General features: G+C 71.9%; 24 protein-coding genes. 10 read left to right on the top strand and 14 right to left on the bottom strand.

Annotated elements, in window-relative coordinates; genetic code table 11:
• Positions 1–58 precede the first annotated feature (58 nt).
• Entirely contained in the window at positions 59–1282 is a 1224-nt protein-coding gene (locus IE096_RS19580) for an MFS transporter (protein ID WP_229820401.1), read from the top strand.
• A gap of 177 nt (positions 1283–1459) precedes the next feature.
• Here IE096_RS19580 and ygfZ read toward each other — a convergent pair whose 3' ends face one another.
• The 6 genes from ygfZ to IE096_RS19550 all read right to left on the bottom strand — a co-directional run bounded on the left by ygfZ (position 1460) and on the right by IE096_RS19550 (position 6663).
• Positions 1460–2446, bottom strand: a complete 987-nt coding sequence (ygfZ, locus tag IE096_RS19575) for a CAF17-like 4Fe-4S cluster assembly/insertion protein YgfZ (protein ID WP_189453464.1) — start codon at positions 2444–2446, stop codon at positions 1460–1462.
• A gap of 10 nt (positions 2447–2456) precedes the next feature.
• A complete protein-coding gene (locus IE096_RS19570) occupies positions 2457–2894 on the bottom strand; it encodes a Fur family transcriptional regulator (RefSeq protein ID WP_189453462.1) in 438 nt (145 codons plus the stop codon).
• A 19-nt stretch (positions 2895–2913) separates the two neighbouring features.
• Complete coding sequence (locus IE096_RS19565) at positions 2914–3957, bottom strand: ABC transporter substrate-binding protein (protein WP_189453460.1); 1044 nt, start codon at positions 3955–3957, stop codon at positions 2914–2916.
• A gap of 7 nt (positions 3958–3964) precedes the next feature.
• A complete protein-coding gene (locus IE096_RS19560) occupies positions 3965–4738 on the bottom strand; it encodes an ABC transporter ATP-binding protein (protein WP_189453458.1) in 774 nt (257 codons plus the stop codon).
• Positions 4738–5811, bottom strand: coding sequence for a FecCD family ABC transporter permease (locus tag IE096_RS19555; protein WP_189453456.1), 1074 nt, complete (start codon positions 5809–5811; stop codon positions 4738–4740). Before IE096_RS19555 ends, IE096_RS19560 begins: the two co-directional genes overlap by 1 nt.
• 252 nt (positions 5812–6063) lie before the next feature.
• Positions 6064–6663 (bottom strand): heme-binding beta-barrel domain-containing protein, encoded by a 600-nt coding sequence (locus IE096_RS19550; RefSeq protein ID WP_189453454.1) that lies wholly within the window; start codon positions 6661–6663, stop codon positions 6064–6066.
• Positions 6664–6921: 258 nt separating this feature from the next.
• On the opposite strand from IE096_RS19550, the gene IE096_RS19545 reads away from it, so the two are divergent.
• On the top strand, positions 6922–7293 hold the full coding sequence (locus IE096_RS19545) for a DsrE family protein (RefSeq protein ID WP_189453451.1): 372 nt from the start codon (positions 6922–6924) through the stop codon (positions 7291–7293).
• Between the two features lie 11 nt (positions 7294–7304).
• Here the strand turns inward: IE096_RS19545 and IE096_RS19540 are convergent, their stop codons facing one another.
• From IE096_RS19540 to IE096_RS19515, 6 genes are all read right to left on the bottom strand, one after another.
• Complete coding sequence (locus tag IE096_RS19540; RefSeq protein WP_189453449.1) at positions 7305–7589, bottom strand: DUF3099 domain-containing protein; 285 nt, start codon at positions 7587–7589, stop codon at positions 7305–7307.
• 115 nt (positions 7590–7704) lie between these two features.
• Positions 7705–7995 (bottom strand): DUF1416 domain-containing protein, encoded by a 291-nt coding sequence (locus IE096_RS19535; RefSeq protein WP_189453447.1) that lies wholly within the window; start codon positions 7993–7995, stop codon positions 7705–7707.
• Positions 7996–8024: 29 nt separating this feature from the next.
• A complete protein-coding gene (locus tag IE096_RS19530; RefSeq protein WP_189453445.1) occupies positions 8025–8870 on the bottom strand; it encodes a sulfurtransferase in 846 nt (281 codons plus the stop codon).
• 405 nt (positions 8871–9275) lie between these two features.
• The gene (locus IE096_RS19525; RefSeq protein WP_189453443.1) at positions 9276–9986 is read right to left on the bottom strand and encodes an LmeA family phospholipid-binding protein; all 711 of its coding nucleotides are present in this window, start codon (positions 9984–9986) and stop codon (positions 9276–9278) included.
• Positions 9987–10249: 263 nt separating this feature from the next.
• Positions 10250–11452 carry a hypothetical protein gene (locus IE096_RS19520; RefSeq protein WP_189453441.1) on the bottom strand — a complete coding sequence of 401 codons (1203 nt, stop codon included), beginning with the start codon at positions 11450–11452 and terminating at the stop codon, positions 10250–10252.
• Between the two features lie 10 nt (positions 11453–11462).
• Positions 11463–11756 (bottom strand): MoaD/ThiS family protein, encoded by a 294-nt coding sequence (locus IE096_RS19515; protein ID WP_189453607.1) that lies wholly within the window; start codon positions 11754–11756, stop codon positions 11463–11465.
• Between the two features lie 145 nt (positions 11757–11901).
• Between IE096_RS19515 and IE096_RS19510 the strand changes: the two genes are divergently transcribed.
• The 7 genes from IE096_RS19510 (at position 11902) to IE096_RS19480 (ending at position 21373) form a co-directional block, all read left to right on the top strand.
• Complete coding sequence (locus IE096_RS19510; RefSeq protein WP_189453439.1) at positions 11902–13635, top strand: ABC transporter ATP-binding protein; 1734 nt, start codon at positions 11902–11904, stop codon at positions 13633–13635.
• A 167-nt stretch (positions 13636–13802) separates the two neighbouring features.
• On the top strand, positions 13803–15701 hold the full coding sequence (locus IE096_RS19505; protein WP_189453605.1) for an ABC transporter ATP-binding protein: 1899 nt from the start codon (positions 13803–13805) through the stop codon (positions 15699–15701).
• A gap of 478 nt (positions 15702–16179) precedes the next feature.
• Positions 16180–16998, top strand: coding sequence for a response regulator transcription factor (locus tag IE096_RS19500; RefSeq protein ID WP_189453437.1), 819 nt, complete (start codon positions 16180–16182; stop codon positions 16996–16998).
• Between the two features lie 24 nt (positions 16999–17022).
• On the top strand, positions 17023–18045 hold the full coding sequence (locus IE096_RS19495) for a LacI family DNA-binding transcriptional regulator (protein ID WP_189453435.1): 1023 nt from the start codon (positions 17023–17025) through the stop codon (positions 18043–18045).
• A gap of 123 nt (positions 18046–18168) precedes the next feature.
• A complete protein-coding gene (locus tag IE096_RS19490; protein WP_189453432.1) occupies positions 18169–19161 on the top strand; it encodes a S1C family serine protease in 993 nt (330 codons plus the stop codon).
• A 74-nt stretch (positions 19162–19235) separates the two neighbouring features.
• On the top strand, positions 19236–19973 hold the full coding sequence (locus tag IE096_RS19485) for a response regulator transcription factor (protein WP_189453430.1): 738 nt from the start codon (positions 19236–19238) through the stop codon (positions 19971–19973).
• Complete coding sequence (locus IE096_RS19480) at positions 19970–21373, top strand: sensor histidine kinase (protein WP_189453428.1); 1404 nt, start codon at positions 19970–19972, stop codon at positions 21371–21373. The genes IE096_RS19485 and IE096_RS19480 overlap by 4 nt, the downstream gene beginning before the upstream one ends.
• 110 nt (positions 21374–21483) lie before the next feature.
• Here IE096_RS19480 and IE096_RS19475 read toward each other — a convergent pair whose 3' ends face one another.
• The gene (locus IE096_RS19475; RefSeq protein ID WP_189453426.1) at positions 21484–22737 is read right to left on the bottom strand and encodes an LmeA family phospholipid-binding protein; all 1254 of its coding nucleotides are present in this window, start codon (positions 22735–22737) and stop codon (positions 21484–21486) included.
• A 358-nt stretch (positions 22738–23095) separates the two neighbouring features.
• On the opposite strand from IE096_RS19475, the gene IE096_RS19470 reads away from it, so the two are divergent.
• Entirely contained in the window at positions 23096–23743 is a 648-nt protein-coding gene (locus tag IE096_RS19470) for a hypothetical protein (protein WP_189453424.1), read from the top strand.
• A gap of 28 nt (positions 23744–23771) precedes the next feature.
• Here IE096_RS19470 and IE096_RS19465 read toward each other — a convergent pair whose 3' ends face one another.
• Positions 23772–24260, bottom strand: a complete 489-nt coding sequence (locus IE096_RS19465) for an ATP-binding protein (RefSeq protein WP_189453422.1) — start codon at positions 24258–24260, stop codon at positions 23772–23774.
• Positions 24261–24330 lie beyond the last annotated feature (70 nt).

The following is a 24330-nucleotide window of genomic DNA, read 5'->3' as shown; positions in this document are numbered from 1 at the left end:
TGCATGCTAAGTTCGACTCGACTCGTACTGGAGCGTGCCAAGGGGGACCCCTGTGACCATCACTCGACCCGCGCCGGAAGTCGTCGGCGTTCCGGCGGCCGCTGTTCCGGCGACCGCCCCGACCCGGTGGGTCTGGCTGGCGGCCTGGCCTGTCACAGCGGTTTTCGTCCTCTCCAACGCGGCGACACCGCTGTACGCGCTGTGGCAACGCGACATCGGCTTCTCCAAGGGCACGATGACCGTCGTCTTCGCCTGCTACATCGTGGGCCTCATCGGCTCGTTGCTGGTGTCGGGCGTGGTCTCCGACCGGGTCGGCCGCAAGCCGGTGCTGCTCCCGGCGCTGGGGCTGGCGGTGCTGGCCTGCGGGATCTTCGCCACGGCCACGTCGGTGGTGGCGCTGATGGCGGCCCGGCTGTTCACGGGGGTCGCGGTCGGGGCGGTGGTCTCCGCGGGCATGGCGGCGGTGACGGACGTGGCCGGCCCCGACCGCAAGCGCCTCGGCGCGCTGCTGGCGTCCTGCGCGATGGTGCTCGGCGCGGGCCTGGGGCCGCTGCTGGCCGGCGTGCTCTCCGAGACGCTGCCCGGCCCGACCGCGACCGTCTTCCTGGTCGAGATCGGGCTGCTCGCCCTGGCGTTCGTGACGGTGCTGCGCATGCCGCTGTCCCAGCCGTCGGGTGGGGGCGCGGGCGCCTGGATCCGGCTGCCCAAGGTGCCGCGGGGCAGCGGGCGTCAGCTGTTCCTCGGGATCGCGGTGTTCGCGCCCGGCATCACGTCGACGTCCTTCGTGCTCTCGCTCGGGCCGTCGCTGCTGTCCGGGCTGCTGGGCACCACCAGCCGGGTGGTCGCGGGGGCGATGGCGTTCGTGATGTTCCTCGCCGCCACGGGGGTGCAGTTCGCGGTGAGGGGGCTGCGGGTGCGGGTGATTCTGATGGGTGGTGCGGGGAGTGTCGTGGCGGGGATGGTCGCTCTGATGGCCGCCGTGTGGACCTCGTCCGTCGTCCTCCTGGCGGTCGCCGCGATCCTCGCCGGCGCGGGGCAGGGCATGGGCCAGCTCGGCGGGCTCTCCCTCCTGAACTCCGCCGTCCCCGGCGCCCGCCTCGCCGAGGCCAACGCCGCGCTGAACGTCGGCGGTTACGTCCCGGCCGGCGCCCTGCCCGTCGCGGCGGGCTACCTGAGCGACGGCATCGGCCTGACGGGCGGGGCGACGACGTTCGCGGTGGTGCTCGGTGTGTTGGCGGCGGGGGGTGGGATGGCGGTGGCGACGCGGGACGGCGCCCCATAGGGGCGCGGGGAACTGCGCGATCGGCCCGCGACGGCCCGCAGCTGACAGGCCACCCCGGGGTCCGGGCAATCTGCGGCCACGTCGTGGCTTGTCGCGCCCACGCGGCGGAGCCGCACGGTGTCACGGCCCCGCGCCCCTACGGGGCACTACCCACCCCGCCAAGCCGGCCGCACGGCGTCAGGGTTCGACCACGACCTCCTGCGCCGCCGCCGTCCCCGCGCCCTCGCCGACGATCAAGGCCGCGTCCAGCGGAACGTTCCGCTTCACCAGGGCCAGGGCGATGGGGCCCTGCTCGTAGTGGCGGGCCGAGGTCGTGACGAAGCCGAGCTGGCGGCCGTCGGGGCCGTCGGCGGCGAGGCGTACGGGGGCGCCGTGGGGCGGCAGGTGCACCTCGCTGCCGTCGAGGTGGAGGAAGACCAGCCGACGCGGCGGCTTCCCCAGGTTGTGGACGCGGGCGACCGTCTCCTGGCCCCGGTAGCAGCCCTTCTGGAGGTGGACGGCCACGCCGATGAGGCCCAGCTCGTGGGGGATCGTCCGGTGGTCGGTCTCCAGACCGAGCCGCGGGCGGTGGGCCTCGACGCGCAGGGCCTCGTAGGCGAGGACGCCCGCCGCCGGGCCGTACGCGGCGGCGAAGTCCGTCAGCGAGGCCCGCGGCAGGAACAGGTCCCGGCCGTGGGGCGTCTCGCGGGCCACGACGCCCTCGGGCGTCTCCGCGATCGAGCCGGCCGGCAGGTGGACCACCGCGAAGTCGTCCGTGCGGTCCGCCACCTCGACCTTGTAGAAGAACTTCATGCTCTCCAGGTAGGCGAGGAGCGCCTCCCGCGTACCGGGCTCGACGTGGATCCAGGTCGTCTCCCCGTCGTCGACCAGGTACAGCGCGTGCTCGATGTGGCCGTGCGGGGAGAGGATCAGGGCCTCCGTGGCCTGCCCCGCCGGGAGGTCGGTCACGTGCTGGGTGACGAGCAGGTGCAGCCAGCTCAGCCGGTCGGGGCCGGTGACGGTGACGACCTCCCGGTGCGAGAGGTCCACGAAACCGGTACCGCCGGCGAGCGCGCGCTGTTCGCGGAACAGGTCGCCGTAGTGCGCGGCGACGCCTTCGTCGGGCCCCTCGGCGGGGACGGCGCCGGGCAGCGACAGCAGCGGGCTCTTCGATTGACGCAGCATGGGACCAAGCCTACGGCTCGGGGTCCGGCGCCTTCGAGGAGCAGTCGGCGCACCGGCCGAAGATCGCGAAGTGCTTCATGTCCGTCTCGAAGCCGAAGGTGTCGCGGAGCCTGGCCGTGAAGTCCGCGGCGACCGACAGGTCGGCCTCGATGACGTCCGTGCAGTCCCGGCAGACCAGGTGTATGTGGTCGTGCCGGTCGGCGAGGTGGTAGGTCGGCGCCCCGTGCCCGAGATGGGCATGGCTGACCAGCCCCAGCTCCTCCAGCAGCTCCAGCGTCCGGTACACCGTCGAGATGTTCACCCCGCCCGCGGTCCTGCGGACCTCGGTGAGGATGTCGTCCGGCGTCGCGTGCTCGAGCCGGTCCACGGCCTCCAGGACGAGCTGGCGCTGCGGGGTCAGCCGGTAGCCGCGCTTACGGAGGTCGCTCTGCCAGTCGGTGTCCACCACGCTCCCAGTCTAGGCAGCGTCAGGCACCCCGTACCCCTTTCAGGTATCCGGCGAGCGCGGCGACGGCCGACGGGTTGCGGGGGCTCTCGACGAGATCGACGTAGTCGAGGACGAAGACCCGGTCGTTCCTGACGGCCGAGACGCCCGCGAGCGGCGGGTAGGACATCAGGAACTGCTTCTTCTCCGCCGCGCTGACGTTCCCGTAGTTGTTGATCACGATGACCTCGGGGTCCCGCTCGACGACCGTCTCCCAGCCGACCGTCACCCAGGAGTCGTCGAGGTCCTTCATCACGTGGTCGCCGCCCGCCTTGGTGATGATGTCGTGCGGCCCGGCGAAGGCCCCGGCGGTCAGCGGCTTGTCCTTGCCGTCGTCGTAGAGGAACACCCGGGGTGCCCGGCCGTCCTTCGGCACGGCCGCCCGGGCGTCGGCGACCTGCTTCTTGAAGCCGTCGACGAGCTTCCGCGCCCGGTCCTCCACGTCGAAGATCCTCCCCAGCGTCTCCAGGTCGGTGTAGAGCGCCTCAAGCGGCGGCATCACCCCGCGCGACGTGCCCGTGCCGCCGTTGTGGCAGGACTCGGTGAGGACGTACGAGCCCACGCCGAGCTTCTTCAGCGCCTCCGGGGTGAAGCCGTTGCCCTCGCCGAAGCCGTAGTTCCAGCCCGCGAAGACCAGGTCGGCCTTGGCGTCGAGGACGAGCTCCTTGTTGATCTCCTTCTTCGACAGCCACTTCACCTTGTCGTAGCCGCTCTTCCAAGGTGCCGCACCCTTGTCGTCCCTGCTGGTGCGGTAATCGGGTGCCACATAGCCCGCCATGTGGTCCTCCAGGCCCAGCGCGAACATGATCTCGGCTATCCCGACGTCGTTGGTCACCACGCGCTGCGGCGCCTTGTCGTACGTCGTCTTCACCCCGCAGTTGCTGATCGTCACCGGGTAGTGGCCGCCGGATCCACCGGACGCGGCCTTCGGCTGTTTGTCGTCGGGAGCGTCCGAAACCTTGGCGCCACAGCTCGTGAGGGTGATGGCGGTGAGGAGGACGGCGAGGGTGACGCGGGCAGTGCGCATGGTGTCCTTACGCGAGCGGGAGGCGGTCGAAGAGCAGCTGCGGGGCGCCGGAGACCGGGTGCGGCACGCGGTGCGCCCGCACGCCGAAGACCTCGGCCAGCAACTCGGCGGTCAGCACGGAGTGCGGGGGCCCGGACGCGACGATCCGCCCGCCCGCGACGACATACAGCGCGTCGCAGTACCCGGCGGCGAGATTGAGGTCGTGCAGCGCTGCCAGGACCGTCACCCCCGACTCGCGCACCAGCGACAGGACCTCCAGCTGCTGGGCGATGTCCAGGTGGTTCGTCGGCTCGTCCAGGACGAGCACCTTCGGTTCCTGGGCCAGCGCCCGCGCGATCAGCACCCGCTGCTTCTCGCCCCCGGACAGCGTCAGGAAGCCCCGCCCGGCCAGGTGCGCGGCGCCCGCGCGGGCCAGCGCCGCCGCGCACACCTCGGCGTCCGCCGCCGTGGCCCGGCCGCCCGGCCCCTGGTGCGGCAGCCGGCCCATGGCCACGACCTCGGCGGCCGTGAAGTCGAACTCGCCGCCCGACTCCTGCGGCAGCGCCGCCAGCCGCCGTGCCCCCTCGCGGGCGGTGAGCGCGTGGAGGTCGTCGCCGTCCAGCAGCACCCGGCCGGCGGCCGGCCGCAGCGCCCGGTAGACGCAGCGCAGCAGCGTGGACTTGCCGCTGCCGTTCGGCCCCACCAGCCCCACGAACTGCCCGCTGTCCGCGCGTAGCGCGATGTCCTCCACCAGCCGCGCGCCCGCGACGTCGACCGCGAGCCCCTCGATGTCGACCCGCATCACGAACCCCCGAAGACATAGCCGCGCCGTCGCATCAGCACCACGAAGCAGGGCACCCCGATCAGTGCGGTGATCACCCCGACGGGCAGCTCCACCGGCGCCAGCAGCAGCCGGGAGACGACGTCCACCCACAGCAGCAGCACCGCGCCCATGAGCGGCGCCACGGCCAGCACCCGGCGGTGGTCGGCGCCGACGAGCATGCGGGTGACGTGCGGGACCATCAGCCCCACGAAGCCGATCGCTCCGCTGACGGCCACGACGGCCCCGGTGACCGCGGCCGTCACCACGAACAGCACCCGCCGCAGCCGCTCGGCGTCCACGCCCAGCGCGGCGGCGGTCTCGTCGCCCATGGCCAGCGCGTTCAGCCGCGGCGCCGACCACAGCAGGTACCCGGTCCCGGCCAGCACCACGGCCGCGGCGATGGGCACGGACGACCAGGTGGCCCCGCCCAGGCTGCCCAGCAGCCACATCATCGCCGAGCGCGCCGCCTCGCCCCGGTCGGCGCTGAACACCATGAGCGTGGTGATCGCGGAGAAGCCGTAGTACATCGCGCTGCCGGTCAGCACCAGCCGCAGCGGGGTGAGCCCGTGCCGGGTGCGCGCCGCCGCGTAGACGAGCGCCATCGCGGCCAGCGCGGAGGTGAACGCGGCACCCGACAGCGCCCACACGCCGAGCGAGCCCAGCGCGCCGAAGAGCAGCACGGCGTTGGCGCCGACGGCGGCGCCGGAGGAGATGCCGAGGACGAACGGGTCGGCGAGGGCGTTGCGCACCATCGCCTGCACGCCCACCCCGATGGCGGACAGCCCCGCGCCGACGACGGCGGCCAGCAGGGCGCGCGGGAAGCGCAGCTCCCAGACGATCGTGTACGCGGGGACCTCGTCCGGCGCGATGGTCCCGCCGCTCAGCCCCGCCCACAGATGGCGGGCCGTGTCGCCCCAGCCGACGCCGGACGCGCCGAGGGCCACGCAGCACAGCAGCGAGACGAGGAGGGTGGCGGCGAGGGCGGCCAGGAGCGGTGGCAGGGGGAGCGGCGCGCGGGCCGGCCGCACGCCGGTACGGAGATCTGTCGCCACGGGCGGGTCCGCCTTCGCCTCGGGCCGTGGCTCCGCGCGCGGAGCGCATGCGTGCTTCCGCGCGTACGGGTGTCCCCTCGCAGTCCACGGCGAGTGTGCTGGGATCCACGCCGCCGCGGGTGATCGGGCTCGTGCGAGGCCCCTCGGGGGCCTCGCACCTACCGTTGCGGGTCAGCGCCGGACTTCGACCGGACTTCCCCCGCGGGGCGCGAAAGAGATCGCTTTCCTCGGAGAGGTTGCTTTCCCTCGGGCTTACTTTTCCTCGGGCTTGTACGGCGTGCCGTCGGGGTTGAAGAAGGAGACGCCGTCCGGCAGGTCATCGGGCAGGTTGCGCGCCCACTCCTGCAGGTCGTCCGGGACCTTCTTCAGCTGCGCCGACATGTACGGGCGCAGCGGCACCTCGGGGGTGGCCTTCTCGCCGACCCACATCAGGTCGCCCTTGACGTAGCCGTACAGGCGCTTGCCGCCCGAGTACGGGCCGGAGGCGGCGGTCCGCGCGACGGCGTCGGTGGCGACGTCGATCTGCGGCTTCTGGTCGGCCAGCTCGCCGTACCAGACCTCGACGACACCGGAGTCGCGGATCATGACGATCTCGACCTTGCGGTCCTTGTCGATGCGCCAGTAGCCGGTCTCGGTCTCCAGCGGCTTGGCCGGCTTGCCGGCCTCGTCCAGCACCCAGGAGCGCGAGACGTACTCGAGGAAGTCCCGGCCGTCGTGGCTGAAGACGACCTCCTGGCCGAAGTTGCACTTCTCGGCGCCGGGGAAGTCGTGGACGCCCGCGCCCTCCCACGTGCCGAGGAGGAACGCCAGGGGGACGAGGTCGGGGTGAAGGTCGGACGGAATCTCGATCATGAGCTCAGGCGATCTGTAGGCGATGCGGGCAACTGTGTCAGCGCTGGCCCTGGTACAGCTTCTTCCAGGTCAGGCCCGCGAAGGCCATGACGCCGACGGCGACCAGTACCAGCAGGGTGGTGAAGAAGCCTTCAAGCACGAGCGCGCTCCTCGGTCGGAGTGGAGATCTATGTCGGTACGGACCGGACAGGAGTCTAGTCGGCCGCCCCGGGGGCGGCGCTGTGAGGTTGCCCGTCCCGTCGGCCTAGAGTGACCGGCATGGCGAACGCGAAGAAGCTCGTGATCAAGGTGACGGCGGGCGCGGACGCGCCCGAGCGGTGCTCGCAGGCGTTCACGGTGGCGGCCGTGGCCGTGGCCAGCGGCGTCGAGGTGTCGCTGTGGCTGACGGGGGAGTCGTCGTGGTTCGCGCTGCCCGGGCGCGCCGCGGAGTTCGAGCTGCCGCACGCGGCGCCGCTGCCGGACCTCATCGACGGGATCCTCGCCGGGGGCGGGCTGATCACGCTGTGCACGCAGTGCGCGGCGCGGCGCGGGATCGAGGAGAAGGACCTGATCGAGGGCGCCCGGATCGCGGGCGCGCAGGTGTTCGTCAGCGAGGCGATGGCGGACGGCACGCAGGCACTCGTCTACTAGTCCCCTGGTCCTCAGTCCCGTCCCCACGGGTCGCGTGGGCCCTCGCGGCGCTTGCCGTCCAGCTCGTCCCACCACTCGTCCGACTTCGGGTCGCCCGACGGATCGTCCCACCAGCGGTCGTCGGGCCCCCGGCGGTTCGCGACGACGGCCGCGACGGGCGGGATGACCATGGCGAACAGGCACAGCCCCACGGCGGCCGGCACCGACCACAGGCGCACGACGGCCCACGCCATGACGAAGAGGAAGACGCAGGTCCCCATCATGGCGAAGTAGAGGTGCTTACGCCTCGCGAGCACACCTTCACGGTACGACTCCGGGCGGGCGCGCGCGAAGGGCCGCACCCCCGCAAGGCGTCCAACCCCGGGGTGCGGCCCTTCGAGTCCCGGCGGGTCCTACGGACCCGCGGCTCGCTCAGACGGCGATGGCGACCTCCACCAGGGCGCCCTTCTCCGTGAGCACGACCTTGCGGTCGGCCGTGGCGCCCGGGACGAGCGCGCGGACCGTCCACGTGCCCTCGGCCGCGTAGAAGCGGAACTGCCCGGTCGCGGACGTGGGCACCTCCGCCGTGAACTCGCCGGTCGAGTCCAGCAGCCGGACATAGCCGGTGACGGGCTCGCCGTCGCGGGTCACCGAGCCCTGGATGGTGGTCTCACCGGCCTTGGCGGTCGAGGCGTCGGGGCCGCCTGCCTTCGCTCCACACATGTGCGTTCCTTTCCGTTGGCGCGGGAGGCTCAGTTGTCGGCGCCGAGCGCGATCGGCACGCCGACCAGGGAGCCGTACTCGGTCCAGGAGCCGTCGTAGTTGCGGACGTTGGCCTGGCCCAGCAGCTCGTGGAGGACGAACCAGGTGTGCGCCGAGCGCTCGCCGATGCGGCAGTAGGCGATGGTGTCCTTGCCGAAGTCCACGCCCGCGCCCCGGTAGAGCTCCGTGAGCTCGTCGTCGGACTTGAACGTGCCGTCGTCGTTGGCCGACTTCGACCACGGGATGTTGCGCGCGGTCGGGACGTGACCCGGGCGCTGCGACTGCTCCTGCGGGAGGTGCGCCGGGGCGAGCAGCTTGCCGCTGAACTCGTCGGGGGAGCGGACGTCGACGAGGTTCAGCTCGCCGATCGCGGCCACGACGTCGTCGCGGAAGGCGCGGATGGACAGGTCCTGCGGCTGGGCCCGGTAGGCGGTGTGGGGGCGCTTGGGCACCTCGGCGACCAGGTCGCGGGAGTCGAGCTCCCACTTCTTGCGGCCGCCGTCGAGGAGCTTCACGTCCCGGTGGCCGTAGAGCTTGAAGTACCAGTAGGCGTAGGCCGCGAACCAGTTGTTGTTGCCGCCGTAGAGGACGACGGTGTCGTCGTTGGCGATGCCCTTCTCGGACAGCAGCTTCTCGAATCCGGCCTGGTCGACGAAGTCGCGGCGGACCGGGTCCTGAAGGTCGGTCTTCCAGTCGATCCGGATGGCGGTCTTGATGTGGTTCTTGTCGTACGCGGACGTGTCCTCGTCCACCTCGACGATGACGGTCTTGGGGTGGCCTTCGTCGATGCGGGCCTGGACCCAGTCGGCGTCCACCAGGACGTCACTGCGGCTCATGCTGATCTCCTCCGGGGCAGTTGCGGTGTGCCGGCGGGCGGTGCGGGACGCGGTGCGTACGCGTGCGGCACCGCGCGGCGGGTGGAGCGGTGGTGCGGGGAGGCGGCCGAGGGGCCGGAAAGGGGTCCGGTAAGCGGGCCCCGTCAGACACGGCGACACAGCATGGCGGCCACGCGGCACAGGTCCACTGCCCGCCGCTTGGTGAGATCCGCCTGTCGCTTCATAAGGGCGATCGTAGGGAGGGGCGGGAGCCCTGTCACCGGGGTGCCGGATAATGAGACGAAAAATCTCGCATGGCGGGATACTGAGCTTCCCGGGGGGCTCGTCGGCCCCCGTCCGGCCCTTTCGTCGGCCCAATTGGACTGACGTGCGGACGGAGGCGTCTCGTAGCGTGGACGCGGGGGTTCAGCCCGCCAGGTTGACGTCGGTGCCGGTGAGGGTGATGTCGACGCCGTTGGGCGTCGCGACGACCGTGTCGAGCTTGATGCCCCGGGGCAGGCCCGTGATCTTCCGGTCGAAGTCGGTCTTCTCGCGGATCTTCCGCTCCAGGCCGGGGATGCCCTGCGAGGGGACCTCGTTGGCCCGGACCCGGACGGTGTCGCCGTTCACGACCGTCACGGTGGAGATCACGTTCTGCTGCGACGTCTGGCCCATGACGGTGACCTTGCCGGAGACCTTCACCTGGTTGCCGCCGGTGGCGTCCTTGCCGCCGTATCCGACGCCGACGTCGGGGTCGCCGGTGGCCTTGGTCAGCTCCTCGTAGGTGAGGTGCGCGGTGCCGCTCGCGCGGCCGGCGGTGGCGGAGGTGTAGCTGCTGTCGACGCGGACGTCGTGGAGGGTGGCGTCGAAGCCGCTCACCTTGATGGAGCGGTCGCCCGCGCCGGCGGTGACGCCGCCGTCGAGCTTGATCTCGACCTCGTCGAGCCGGGAGCTCGCGACCTGGGTGAGGAAGGGGAAGCCCTTGATGGAGACGTCCGGGGTGCCGGAGAGGTTCTGGCTGCTGCGGATCTTGTCGGCGACCTGGTTCTCGGCGAAGTAGACCGCGGCGCGGTCGGCGGCCACGAAGAGGGCCGCCAGGACTATGGCGGTGATGAGCAGTGCTCGTATCGCGCGCATCGGTTCGTCGGTCCCCCACTCGGTGTCAGGCTTTCCCGTGAGCCTAACCGGGGTGGGTCGGTGGGTGACCGCGCCGGGTGTCACCGGTTTGTAACCGGTTGGGGGATCTTGCCCCGGTCCCGCCCTTTCACCGTTTCTTCCGGGGGCTCCGCCCCCTCGCGCCCCCCCGGACGGGCTGATTTCAGCCCGTCCGGCGTTTGAGGACCGGGGTCTGGGGCGGAGCCCCAGGAAACGGTGAAAGGGCGGGACCGGGGCGTCAACCCCTACCCCAGGGCCCGCCCCAGGACATAGACGACCGGTGCGGCCAGCGTCAGCGGAAGCGCCACGCCCGCCGTCATGTGGACGAACCGCGAGGGGTAGTCGTAGCTGGCGACGCGCAGGCCGGCGAGGGCGCAGACGCCGGCCGCCAGGCCGAGCAGCGCGGCCGTGGGGCCGAAGCCGGTCAGCTGGCCGCCCGCGATCCCCGCGCCCGTCGCGGCGATCAGCGCGACGACGGGCGCGGCGACCGACGGCAGCGGCAGGGCGCGGGCCAGTACGGCCGCGGCCACGCCGAGCGCGCCGATCACCACGGCGTCCGGGTCGGCCGCCAGGTGGCCGCCCGCCATGACGGCCAGGGCGGAGGAGGCGGTGGCCGCCGTCAGCCCGTAGAGCCGCTCGTCCGCCCCGGCGTGGCTGCGCAGCTGGAGGACGACGACCAGCAGGATCCATACGCCGAGGGTGCCGAGGAGGACCGTCGGCGCCTTGGCCGTGTCGGTGGCCAGCAGCCCGACGTCGGCGGCGACGCCGCCGAGGAAGGCCAGCGCGATGCCCTGCCGGGCGGGCCACATGCCGTTCAGCCGGAACCAGCCCGCCGCCGTCACCGCCTGGAGCAGCACCACGGGCACGGCCAGCGCGGGCCGCGCCAGCGGCGCCGCGGCGGCCAGCAGCCCGGCGAGGACGGCGGTGATCAGCGCCGGCTGGAGGCCGGGCGACACGATCTGCGGGCGGCCCTCCGCCTTCGCCTTCTCGGCGGCGGTCATCGGGGCCACCGCGGCCACCGGCCGCTCGGCCACCTCGCCGGCGACCGGCGCGGCCACGACCGCGCCCTCCGGGCGGGGCACCGGCAGGGCTCCGCTCCCGGCGCCGGTGGGCTCGTGGCCGGACGGCTCCCGGTCCCACGACGCGTCGTAGGCGGGCGCGGGATCCTGCCGCTGCCAGCTGTGGGTGTCCCAGCTCTGGGTCTGCCAGGTCTGGGTGTGCGGTTCGTCGTGCTGCTGGTACTCCTGCTGGGGCTGCGGCCACGCGGCGGGCTGGTGGTGCTGCGGCGCCTGGTGCTGTGGCTGGTGCTGCGGCTGGTGCGGCGTCTGCTGCTGCCCGTCGTAGTCGTAGTCGTACGACCCGTAGCCCTGCGGCGGCGGCTCGTACTGCGGGTACTGCCCGTGCTGGTCGTACGGGTCGTAGGGATTGCGGTGGTGCTGTTCGCTCATGCTGCCGGGGTCACCCTCCTGCGAAGGGCGGGAGCACCTCGACCGTGCCGCCCTCGGTGAGTCGGACCGTCGAGTGGTCGCGCGTGCCGACGGGGTCACCGTTCACGAGGAACGAGCAGCGCGCGAGCACCCGCGCGAACTCCGGCGCCGCCTCGTGCGTCCGCCGGGCCGTGACCAGCGCGTCCGCGAGCGTGCGCGCGGCGTACGGCTCCTCGGCCGTGCCCGCGGCGGCCTTGGCCGCGGCCCAGTACCGGATCGTGCCGGCCGGAGGCTCCGGCTCGGTCGGTCCCGGCTGTGCCGGCAGCGGTGCCGGACGAGCCGTGTGTGTCGTCGCCACGGCGACCCCTTTCGGTTTCTTGCCGCCTCCATGATGACGGGTGCCGGGGCCGCCATGTCCCCGCCCGGTAAAGGAGAGGCCCCATCGAGAGCAGCTCGCATAGGCTTCTTGTGTGTTGGTGCGACTTCTACGGTCGTCTTTGCGGCCCTATACCGGAGCGATCGCGCTGATCGTGCTCTTGCAGCTCGTTCAGACCCTCGCCACTCTCTACCTCCCCAATCTCAACGCGGACATCATCGACAAGGGTGTCGTCAAGGGCGATACCGGATACATCCTGAGCACCGGCGGGCTGATGCTCGCCGTGACCCTCGCGCAGATCGTCTGCGCGATCGGCGCCGTGTACTACGGCGCCCGGACGGCCATGGCGGTCGGCCGGGACCTGCGCGCCGCGGTCTTCGACCGCGTCCAGTCCTTCTCCGCGCGTGAGATGGGGCAGTTCGGGGCGCCATCGCTGATCACCCGCACCACCAATGACGTCCAGCAGGTCCAGATGCTGACCCTGATGGCGTTCACGCTGATGGTGTCGGCGCCGATCATGTGCGCGGGCGGCATCGTCCTGGCCGTCCAGCAGGACGTGCCGCTCTCCTCGCTGCTGCTGGTGATCGTGCCGGTCCTGGCGGCCATCGTGAGCGTGATCATCTGGCGGATGCGGCCGGTGTTCCGCGGGGTGCAGTCCCGCATCGACACCGTCAACCGGGTGCTGCGCGAGCAGATCTCGGGCATCCGCGTCATCCGCGCGTTCGTCCGCGACGATCACGAGCGGAAACGATTCAGGAGCGCCAACACCGAGCTGATGGACGTCTCGCTGCGCGCGGGACGGCTGATGTCGCTGATGTTCCCGTCCGTGATGCTGGTGGTGAACCTGTCCTCGATCGCCGTCGTGTGGTTCGGCGGGCACCGGATCGGTGACGGCGGCATGGAGATCGGCGCGCTCACGGCGTTCATCAGCTATCTGATGCAGATCCTGATGTCGATCATGATGGCCACCTTCATGTTCATGATGGTGCCGCGCGCCGAGGTCTGCGCCGAGCGCATCCAGGAGGTCCTGACCACGGAGTCGAGCGTGGCGCCGCCCGCCGTCCCGGTGACCGAGCTGCGGGGGCGCGGTCACCTGGAGCTGCGCGCGGTGGAGTTCGGCTACCCGGGTGCCGAGGAGCCGGTGCTCCGCGACGTCTCCCTGGTGGCCCGGCCCGGCGAGGTCACGGCCGTCATCGGCTCCACCGGCAGCGGCAAGTCGACCCTGCTGGGCCTGATCCCACGGCTGTTCGACGCCACCGGGGGCACCGTCCTCGTCGACGGCGTGGACGTGCGGGAGCTGGACCCGGCCGCGATGTCGGCGGCCGTGGGGCTCGTCCCGCAGAAGCCGTACCTCTTCTCCGGCACCGTCGCCTCCAACCTGCGCTACGGACGCCCCGACGCGACCGACGACGAGCTGTGGCAGGCGCTGGAGACCGCGCAGGCCCGTGCGTTCGTCGAGTCGATGGACGGGATGCTGGAGGCGCCGATCTCCCAGGGCGGCACCAATGTCTCCGGTGGCCAGCGGCAGCGCCTGGCGATCGCCCGGGCCCTGGTCCGCAAGCCGGAGATCTACCTCTTCGACGACTCCTTCTCCGCCCTCGACTACGCGACGGACGCCCGGCTGAGGGCCGCGCTGTCGCGGGAGACCGGGGACGCGACGGTGGTGATCGTCGCGCAGCGGGTGTCGACCATCCGCGACGCCGACCGCATCGTGGTCCTCGACGAGGGCCGGGTCGTCGGCACGGGCACCCACACCGAACTGATGGGGACGAACGAGACCTACCGGGAGATCGTGCTCTCCCAGCTCACCGAGGAGGAGGCGGCGTGACGTCCCTCGAGAAGCCCGCCGCGAAGCCCGCCGAGCCCGCCGCCGGCGGCCCGGACGGGAAACCGGGCGGACCGGGCGGCCCGGACGGAAAACCGGGCGGATCGGGCGGTAAACCGGGTGCCCCGCAGCGCAGAGGGCCCGCGCCCGCCGTCGGCATGGCCCGCTTCATGGGCGGCCAGCCCACCGAGAAGTCCATGGACTTCGCCGGCTCCGGCCGCCGGCTCCTCGCCCGGCTGCGCCCCGAGCGGGCCGTCGTCTCCCTCGCCCTGGCGCTCGGCGTGGCCAGCGTGGGGCTGGCCGTCATCGGCCCCAAGGTCCTCGGCCACGCCACCGACCTGATCTTCGCCGGTGTCGTCGGCTCCCAGATGCCGGCCGGCGCCACCAAGGCCCAGGTCCTGGAGCGGATGCGGCAGCAGGGCAACGGCAAGATCGCCGACGTCCTCTCCGGCGTCGACTTCGTCCCGGGCCACGGCATCGACTACGGCGCCGTCGGCAACGTACTGCTGTGGGCGACGCTGATCTACGTGGGCTCGTCCCTCTTCCAGCTCGTCCAGGCCCGCATCGCCACGAACGTCGTCCAGAAGGCCGTGTTCCGGCTGCGCGAGGAGGTCGAGGAGAAGCTCGGTCGGCTGCCGCTGAGCTACTTCGACAAGCAGCAGCGCGGCGAGGTCCTCTCCCGGGCCACCAACGACATCGACAACATCGCGCAGACCCTCCAGCAGACCCTCAGCCAGATCATGGCCTCCCTGCTGACGATCGTCGGCGTGCTGGCGATGATGTTCTGGATCTCCTGGCTGCTGGCCCTGGTCGCCCTGGTGACCGTGCCGGTGTCGATCGTCGTCGCCACCCGGATCGGCAAGCGGGCGCAGCCGCAGTTCGTCGCCCAGTGGAAGTCCACGGGCAAGCTGAACGCCCACATCGAGGAGATGTACACCGGCCACTCGCTGGTGAAGGTCTTCGGCCGGCAGAAGGAGTCCGCCGAGACGTTCCGCAAGGAGAACGAGGAGCTCTACGAGGCCGGGTTCAAGGCCCAGTTCATCTCGGGCCTGATCCAGCCCGCGATGATGTTCATCGGCAACCTCAACTACGTGCTCGTCGCCGTGGTCGGCGGTCTGCGCGTGGCGACCGGTTCGCTGTCGATCGGTGACGTCCAGGCGTTCGTGCAGTACTCGCGCCAGTTCAGCCAGCCGCTGACCCAGGTGGCCTCCATGGCCAACCTGGTCCAGTCCGGCGTCGCCTCGGCCGAGCGCGTCTTCGAGCTGCTGGACGCGGAGGAGCAGTCCGCCGAGCCGGCGGACGCGCGCCGCCCCGACCGGGTGCGCGGCGAGGTCTCCTTCGAGAAGGTCTCCTTCCGCTACGAGCCCGACCGCCCGCTCATCGAGGACCTGTCGCTGACGGTCCGGCCCGGCCAGACCGTCGCCATCGTCGGCCCGACCGGCGCCGGCAAGACCACCATGGTCAATCTGCTGATGCGGTTCTACGAGGTCAACGGGGGCCGCATCACGCTCGACGGCGTCGACGTCGCCGAGATGTCCCGCGAGGAGCTGCGCTCCCACATCGGCATGGTCCTCCAGGACACCTGGCTCTTCGGCGGCACGATCGCGGAGAACATCGCCTACGGCGCCCCCGAGGGCGTCTCCATGGACAAGATCGTGGAGGCGGCGAAGGCCACCCACGTCGACCGCTTCGTCCGTACGCTGCCCGACGGCTACGAAACGGTGATAGACGAGGAGGGCTCCAACGTCAGCGTCGGCGAGAAGCAGCTGATAACCATCGCGCGGGCCTTCCTCGCCGAGCCGGAGATCCTCGTCCTCGACGAGGCCACCAGCTCCGTCGACACCCGCACCGAGGTGCTGATCCAGCAGGCCATGGGCCGGCTGCGGACCGGGCGCACCAGCTTCGTGATCGCCCACCGCCTCTCCACCATCCGTGACGCGGACGTCATCCTGGTGATGGAATCCGGCCGCATCGTGGAGCAGGGCACCCACGACTCGCTGCTGGCGACGGGCGGGGCGTACGCCCGGTTGTACGAGGCGCAGTTCGCGGAGCCGGTCGCGGAGGCGTAGGGCTCTTCGTACGACCGTCGGGCTCTTCGTACGGCCTGGGGGCACGCGCCGTCGCGGCGGCGCGTGCCCCGGCGCGTGCCCCCGTGCGCCCCCCGTGCCGCGGCGCACCCCCATTCGGCCGCCCCGGAGCCGGTGGGTGCGCGAGACTGGTTCCTGCAGGACGTACCGACCGGCGACCGTCAAGAGTGCGATGCGATGACCACTCGAAGTGACCGACGAAACACAAGCTCATGCAAAATCGTCCGCGCCGTCGAAAGTCGGGTGGGTTATTCTGCTGCGCAGAGAGGATCCGGGCAGAGTGGCCCCCGGGTCCTTTTGTGCATTCGGACGACGAGCAGTGCCCCAACCGTCCTCGCAGGGACCGAGGAGGAACCGACGTAATGGGCGAGCGAAGCGCACGACAAGAGAGCGCACCAGAAGAGGGCGCGACCCCCGCGGGTCGTACGTGCCTTACGAGGAACCGGGCAGGTGGTGGCCGATGAGCTCCCTGCTTCTCCTGACCAATGCCCTCCAGCCGTCGACCGAGGTGCTGCCCGCGCTCGGCCTGCTGCTGCACAGCGTGCGCGTGGCCCCCGCCGAGGGCCCGGCCCTCGTGGACACCCCCGGGGCCGACGTCATACTGATCGACGGCCGCCGCGACCTGCCCCACGTCCGCAGCCTCTGCCAGCTGCTGCGCTCCACCGGGCCGGGCTGTCCGCTGCTCCTCGTCGTCACCGAGGGCGGCCTCGCCGCCGTCACCGCCGACTGGGGCGTCGACGACGTCCTCCTCGACACGGCGGGCCCCGCCGAGGTCGAGGCCCGGCTGCGCCTGGCCATGGGCCGTCAGCAGATCTCCATGGACGACAGCCCGATGGAGATCCGCACCGGCGACCTCTCCGTGGACGAGGCCACCTACAGCGCCAAGCTCAAGGGCCGGGTCCTGGACCTGACCTTCAAGGAATTCGAGCTGCTCAAATATCTCGCCCAGCACCCCGGCCGGGTCTTCACCCGCGCCCAGCTGCTCCAAGAGGTCTGGGGCTACGACTATTTCGGCGGTACCCGCACGGTGGACGTCCACGTCCGGCGGCTGCGCGCCAAGCTGGGCCCCGAGCACGAGTCCTTGATCGGCACCGTCCGGAACGTGGGCTATCGGTTCGTGCTGCCGGAGAAGCCGGAAAAGGCGGAGAAACAGGTGAAGGCGGAGAAGGCCGAGAAGGAGAAGGCCGACTCCGCCCCTTCCGCCACCCCCTCCTCCGCCCCTGCTTCCGCCGGGCGGCGAAGTGACCGAACCGAGGCCGTTCGCCCGGTGAAACGGTAGGTGGACCCGCGTAGACTGCCGCGCGTGGCCAAGGTGACGCGGGACGATGTGGCGAGGCTTGCGGGGACGTCGACCGCGGTCGTCAGCTACGTCATCAACAATGGACCGCGCCCGGTGGCACCGGCGACGCGGGAGCGAGTGCTGGCCGCGATCAAGGAGCTGGGGTACCGGCCCGACCGGGTCGCCCAGGCGATGGCCTCCCGACGGACGGACCTCATAGGCCTGATCGTCCCGGACGCGCGCCAGCCCTTCTTCGCGGAGATGGCGCACGCGGTCGAGCAGGCGGCGGCCGAGCGCGGGAAGATGGTCCTCGTCGGGAACTCCGACTACCTCGACGAGCGCGAAGTGCACTATCTGCGCGCCTTCTTGGGCATGCGCGTCTCCGGCCTGATCCTGATCAGCCAGGGCCCCAGCGAGACCGCCGCCATGGAGATCGACGCCTGGGACGCCCGGGTCGTCCTGATGCACCGCAGGCCCGACGCCATAGACGACGTGGCCGTCGTCACCGACGACGTCGGCGGCGCCCAGCTCGCCACGCGCCACCTCCTGGAGCACGGCCACCCGTACGTCGCCTGCCTCGGCGGCACGGAGGTCACACCGACCGTGGGCGACCCGGTCACCGACCACGTCGAGGGCTGGCGGCGCGCCATGCGCGAGGCCGGGAAGTCCCTGGAGGGCCGGCTCTTCCCGGCCCCCTACAACCGCTACGACGCGTACAAGGTCGCCCTGGAGCTGCTCTCCGGCCCGAACCGGCCGCCGGCCCTGATGTGCGCCACGGACGACCAGGCCATCGGTGTGCTGCGGGCCGCGCGCGAGCTGCGCATCGACGTGCCGGGTGAGCTCGCGGTGGCCGCGTTCGACGACGTCAAGGAGGCGGCCCTCACGGACCCGCCCCTCACCACCGTCGCCTCCGACCGCCAGGCGATGGCGCGCTCGGCGGTCGATCTCGTCCTCGACGACGGCCTCCGCTTCGCCGGCTCCCGCCGCGAACGCCTCAAGCAGTTCCCGTCCCGCCTGGTGATCCGCCGCTCCTGCGGCTGTGGCTGACGAGGCCCCGCCCCCGGGCCCCCGGCGCGGGGTGGCGGTCCTTATGCCGGGTGAACAGGGTTCTGCCCCCGTTCTCAGCCCGTCCTCAGACTCCTCTCATGATGACGGCGCACAGTCATAGTCATGACGGACAACGAGTACCCCGCGCCCCCGGCCTACCCCCCGCACGCCCAGTTCGGCGCCCCGGCGCCCGAGCCGGCGCAGCCGCAGCCGTACCCCGCGTCCCACCGAGCCCGCGCCCGCCGTCCCGTCGCGCTGCTCGCCGCCGCGGCGATCGTCGCGGCCGTGGTCGGCGGCGGGTCGGCGGCGCTCGTGGGAGAGCTGACGAGCGGGCGCGCGGACACCGGCCAGTCCACGCCCGTCCAGAACGTCTCCGCCAAGGGCAGTGGCGTCTCGGCCGTCGCCAACGCCGTCAGCCCCAGCATCGTGGAGATCAAGGCGGCGACGGCCTCCGGCCAGTCCACCGGCTCCGGCGTGATCATCACCGGCGACGGTGAAGTGATCACCAACAACCACGTCGTCGCCGGCGCCGACGAGGTCAAGGTCACCCTCAGCGACGGCACGTCCAAGACCGCCAAGGTCGTCGGCACCGACCCCGGCAAGGACCTCGCCCTCATCAAGATCCAGGACGCCAAGGGCCTCAAGGCCGCCAAGCTCGGCGACTCCGGCAAGCTCAGGGTCGGCGACCAGGTCGTCGCCATCGGCTCCCCCGAGGGCCTCACCGGGACCGTGACCAGCGGCATCGTCTCCGCCCTCAACCGCGACGTGACCGTCGCCAAGGAACAGGGACAGGGCGGCGGCGGCCAGGACCAGCAGGGTCAGCGGCAGCGCGGCTTCTCGCAGTGGCCCTTCGAGTTCGGCGGCAACCAGTACAACGGCGACACCGGCTCCTCCAAGACCACCTACAAGGCCATCCAGACCGACGCCTCCCTCAACCCCGGCAACTCCGGCGGCGCCCTCATCAACATGAACGGCGAGATCATCGGCATCAACTCCGCCATGTACAACGCGGGCGCCAGTGACACCGCGGGCAGCGTGGGCCTCGGCTTCGCCATCCCCGTCAACACGGTCAAGGCCGACCTGGCCAAGCTGCGAGCGGGCGGCAGTGGCGCCTGAGAAACCCCTGGGCGTGCGAGGCTGAGGCGAGAGACGCACCCTTGCCACCCAGTGAGAACCGTGAGGTACCGCCGATGAGCCCCGCCGAGCACGGCGAGACGCCCGCCCGCATCCTGATCGTGGACGACGAGCCCGCCGTGCGCGAGGCACTGCGCCGCAGCCTCGCCTTCGAGGGCTACGCGACCGAGCTGGCCGTCGACGGGCTGGACGCGGTCGAGAAGGTCGCCGACCGGCGCCCCGACCTGATCGTGCTCGACGTGCTGATGCCCCGGATGGACGGCCTGACGGCCGCCCGCCGGATGCGCGCCTCCGGAGTGACCGTCCCCATCCTGATGCTGACCGCCCGCGACACGGTCGGCGACCGCGTCACCGGCCTCGACGCCGGCGCCGACGACTATCTCGTCAAGCCCTTCGAACTGGACGAGCTGCTGGCCCGCATCCGCGCGCTCCTGCGCCGCAGCTCCTACGCGGCCTCCGCCGCGCCCGCCGACACCGACTCGCCGACGCTGTCCTTCGGCGATCTGCGCATGGACCTCGCCACGCGCGAGGTGACCCGGGGCGCACGGCGCGTGGAGCTGACCCGGACCGAGTTCACCCTGCTGGAGCTGTTCCTGACCCACCCCCGTCAGGTGCTCACCCGCGAGCAGATCCTCAAGTCCGTCTGGGGGTTTGAATTCGAGCCGTCGTCCAACTCCCTCGACGTGTACGTGATGTACCTGCGCCGCAAGACCGAGGCCGGGGGAGAACCCAGGCTCGTCCACACCGTCCGCGGGGTCGGGTACGTCCTGCGGGCCGACGGCGGCACGGAATGATCGCGACCAGATTCCGCCGGCTCCCGCTGCGCTCCCGGCTGGCCCTGCTGACGGCCGCCGCCTGCGCGGTGGCGGTGGCGCTGGCGGCGTGGGCCTGCTGGTTCGTCACCAAGGAGCAGCTCGGCAGCGAGCGCGACACCACCCTGACCAGCAAGCGCCTCGACGAGCGCTCGGTACAGGCCCTGGTGCGCGGCTGCGGCGCCAACCCGCCCGGCCTGCCCCCGGCCCCCGGCTCGTACACCGTGCAGGTCGTCACGGCCGGCGGGCTGGTCTGCACGCTGCCCGGCAAGTCCCCCATCAGGATCACCGCCGCCGACCTCGCCGTCGCCGACGGCCGGCTGGAGGAGACGCTCCACGACAGCGTCGCCACCGACGGCAGCGAGATGCGCGTCTCGACGTACCGCAGCGAACAGCTGCCGAACACGGCCGTCTCCATCGCCCAGCCGCTGAGCGAGACCGACAAGCCCCTCAACTCCCTCGCCCTCGTACTGGTGTTCACGGCCGGCGTGGGCGTGGTCCTGGCCGCGACGGCCGGACTGTGGATCGCCCGGGCCGCGCTGCGCCCCGTGGACCGGCTCACGGACGCCGTCGAGCACATCGCCCGCACGGACGACCTCGCGGTCCGCATCCCCGTCGAGGGCGAGGACGAGATCGCCCGCCTGTCGCGCTCGTTCAACTCCATGACCGAGGCGCTCGCCTCCTCCCGGGACCGGCAGCAGCAGCTCATCGCCGACGCCGGGCACGAGCTGCGGACGCCGCTGACCTCGCTGCGCACCAACATCGACCTGCTCGCCCGGAGCGAGGAGACCGGCCGGGCGATCCCCCCGGAGGACCGGAAGGCGCTGCTGGCGAGCGTCAAGGCGCAGATGACGGAGCTGGCGGAGCTCATCGGCGACCTCCAGGAGCTGTCCCGCCCGGACGGCCCGGAGAACAGCGGCCCGCTCCAGGTGGTCGCCCTCCACGAGGCCGCCGGACGAGCCGTCGAGCGGGCCCGGCTGCGGGCCGGTGGCGCCGGGCTCACCGTCGACGCCGAGCTCGACCCGTGGTTCGTCCGCGCCGAGCCGGCCGCGCTGGAGCGGGCGGTCGTCAACCTCCTCGACAACGCGGTGAAGTTCAGCCCTGCGGGTGGTGTGATCGAGGTCCGTCTGGTGAAGGGCGAACTGACCGTTCGCGACCACGGACCCGGCATTCCGGCCGAGGAACTCCCGCACGTCTTCGACCGGTTCTGGCGCTCCCCCTCGGCACGCGGCATGCCGGGCAGCGGCCTGGGCCTGTCGATCGTCGCCCGGACGGTCCGGCAGGCGGGCGGCGAGGTGACCCTCCGCCCGGCCGAGGACGGCGGCACGGTGGCGAGCGTCCGCCTCCCGGGCGCGGCGACGGAACCGCCACACGCGCTGTAGGGGGGCGCCCCGAATGGGGGCGCCCCGTAAGGGGCGCGGGGCAGTTTCGATTTGCGGCTGCCGCCGCGCGGGCGCGACCAGCCCCCACCGGCCCGCAGGTGCAACATGGGCTATCCGCCCACGGCGAGCCCGGTCGCCGACAACTCGGCCCGAATCCCATCCGCCCCAACGGAAAGGGCCCGCAACCGCAACCCCTCCGCCTCCCGCGGCATCCGGAACGAGAACGAGAATCGATCCGCCAGCTCGGGCGGCTGGAGCCGCGTCAGCGCGGTGAGCAGCCCGGGGTCGATGCCCAGCTTCTCCAGCAGCCACGGATGCTCGACGAGCACGTCGACGAGATTGAGCCGGGTGAGCCCGTCGAGGAACCGGGGCGTCCCCACCGCCTCCTCCGGCACGCCGAGTCGTTCGGCGATCGCCGGGACGGAGAAGAGGGCCTTCACCCGGGCGGCGTCCTTGGCGATGCGTTCGGCGGCCTCGCGGTGCAGGACGAGGCTTCTGCGGTCGTCCGGGCCCTGGCCTCCGGGGCGGTAGGTGGCGACGTGGGGGAGGTCGAGGCTCATCCCGTCGATCTCGGTGGTGATCGCGTGCCCGCCGTCCCGGCGCAGATGCGCCTGGGCCCGGACGACCAGTTCCTGCCCGGCGACGTTCAGCCGGCCCAGGGCGCCGATCGAATCGCCGCCGAGGTCGCGGAATCTGACCTGCGAGGCGCCGAGTTCCCGGTCCATGTCGGCGAAGGCCAGCAGGACCTCGCCGCTGAGGTCGCCGATGACGGCGCCCCGAATGGCGGTGGGCAGGCTGCCGGTGAGCCGGATGTCGCGGGCGCTCGCCCGCACCCGCGCCAGCGTCACGCGGTCGGCGGCGACGTGGGGGACGGTGACGTCGACGCGGTCGAGGCGCTTGGCGGCCACCTGGGTGAGGAACGGGAACCCCTTGATGTCGACCTGCGGTTCGGCCGTCAGCCGCAGCGCGTGCTGGAGCTGCTGTTGGGCCTTCTTCTCCGCGTACATCGCGGCGCAGCGGTCGGCGAGGAAGAGGAGGGCGGCGCCGGCGGTGACGACGAGGAGGAGCTTGACGACGCGGCGGAGGAGACGGAAGGGGCTGGGCGTCCACCGCTGCCGGGTCCGCCGACGGGCGCGGCGCTTCGCGCGGCCGCGCCGGCTCCCACGGCGCCCGGCGCGGCGATGGCCGGGCGGGGCCGGCGGCCGGTTGTCACCGGGACCGGCGGAAGGGCGGGCGGAAGGAGCGGCAATCGGATCGGAGGGTATGGCGGGTATGAGGGGCGGCTCGTCGGGTTCGTCGTACGGCGGCTCCGGACCGGCGAGTTGCGCCAGTTCCTCGTAGGGGTTGGGGGGACGGAGGGGCATGCGTGTGGGGGTTCGCATCGCCACATCCCACCACGGCCGAGGTCGGTGATCGCAAGGGCTACCGCCGGTACTGGCGCATTCTTGGCGGGATTTTCGAACGCGAGTCTTAGCATGAATACGCGCAGGAATCGGGGCGGTTTCCGGCCGTTGTGCCGGGGTTTTTCCCCGTGGCCGACAAAGCCCTCTAGCGTGATCCTCATGGCACGCGCTCGGGGGAGTCGCGACGATCACGCGACATGTGCGACACCGGATGACTCGGACAGCGGTCATCCCAACGGCGGCTGCCGGATGCGGGGGATTCCCGCTGGGGCGAGGATGCGAGCGTGGTCCGAGCCCGAGTCGGAGGAGGCGTCGCCCCGTGAACCGGAAGGCTGTGGTCGCCCTGGCGGCCGCCGCGCTCACCGGCGCGGCGGTCACGGGATGGGCGGCCTTCGTGCCCGACCCCATCTCCCTCACGGCCGAGGGCACGAGGGGTGAGTGCGCTGTCTCCTGGCGGAAGCCGGGCGTCGTCTTCGCCCCGCTGACACCGGGCGCCGCCTCGGGGTCCTTCGCCACCACGGACGGCACGGCGAGGATCGAGATCGCGGGCGAGGGGGACCTCCCGTCGCTGGCCGCCGATCCGGCCGCTCTGACACGCGCGATCACGGTCACCAACGCCGCGAAGGGCGGATTCTCGCTGCGGGACCGCGCCGGGAACGTGATCGAGGCATCGGAGCCCGAGATCCCCAGCAGCGCGGAGAACCTCCTCCAGGGCGTGCTGACGTTCCTCGTCAGAACCCCCGCCGACCCGGCCGGCTCGCGCACCCCGGCCTTCACCTACGTCCCGTCGGGCTCGCTGCCACCGCAGCTGGAGCTGATGCCGACGCCCAAGGTCACCATCCCCTTCACCATCGCGTTGAGCGTCACCCCGCAGTTCGCGGCAGCGCTGAACACGGCGTTCGGGGAGGGGACGGTGAAGAGCGGCGACGCCTTCGGAACGTGCCGGAGCGTCATCAACGCGCAGTGACGCGCTGTCTTTTCGGCGCCTTTTCGGCCTATACCGCTGCCGTCACGGCGAGGGCGAACGGCACGGATGCCGGGCTCACCTCGCACCACAGGAGCTTCCCCTGCAGCCCCGGGTATGTCGCGCTGCCCGACCAACTGCCCCAGTTGTCGGCGCAGAGCCGGACGATCCGTAGGCCCCTGCCCCGGCTCGCCTCCGGATCGATCTCCGGGATGAGACCCTTGCCGCACCGAACGGGCCGTTCGAACGCCGACGGGACCTCCGGGTTCCGGTCCCAGACGCGGATCCGCAGCCGGTCGTCGGCCACGTACTTCAGCCGTACCTCGATCGGACCGTCGGAGTAGAGGTAGGAGTTGGTGACGAGTTCGCTCACCACCAGCTCGGTGACGTCCGCGAGTTCGCCCATGCCGTGACTTTCCACCGCGCCGCGCGCCGTGATCCGCGCGATCCGCGCGGAGTGGGGGTCGTGGGGGAGGGTGAGCGAGTAGGACCAGCGGTTCTCCGGCGATACGGTTGCCATGGTGGCTCCTTGCGGGGAGGTTTTCGCTGCCGCGCGGTGTCAATGCCGCCCTTGGGCAGGGCGGTGCGCT

This window comes from Streptomyces abikoensis (assembly GCF_014648775.1).
In the GTDB taxonomy this organism is placed as follows: Bacteria; Actinomycetota; Actinomycetes; order Streptomycetales; family Streptomycetaceae; genus Streptomyces; species Streptomyces abikoensis.
Note: the sequence above shows the minus strand (reverse complement) of the source record. Positions and strands in the feature narration are given on the sequence as shown.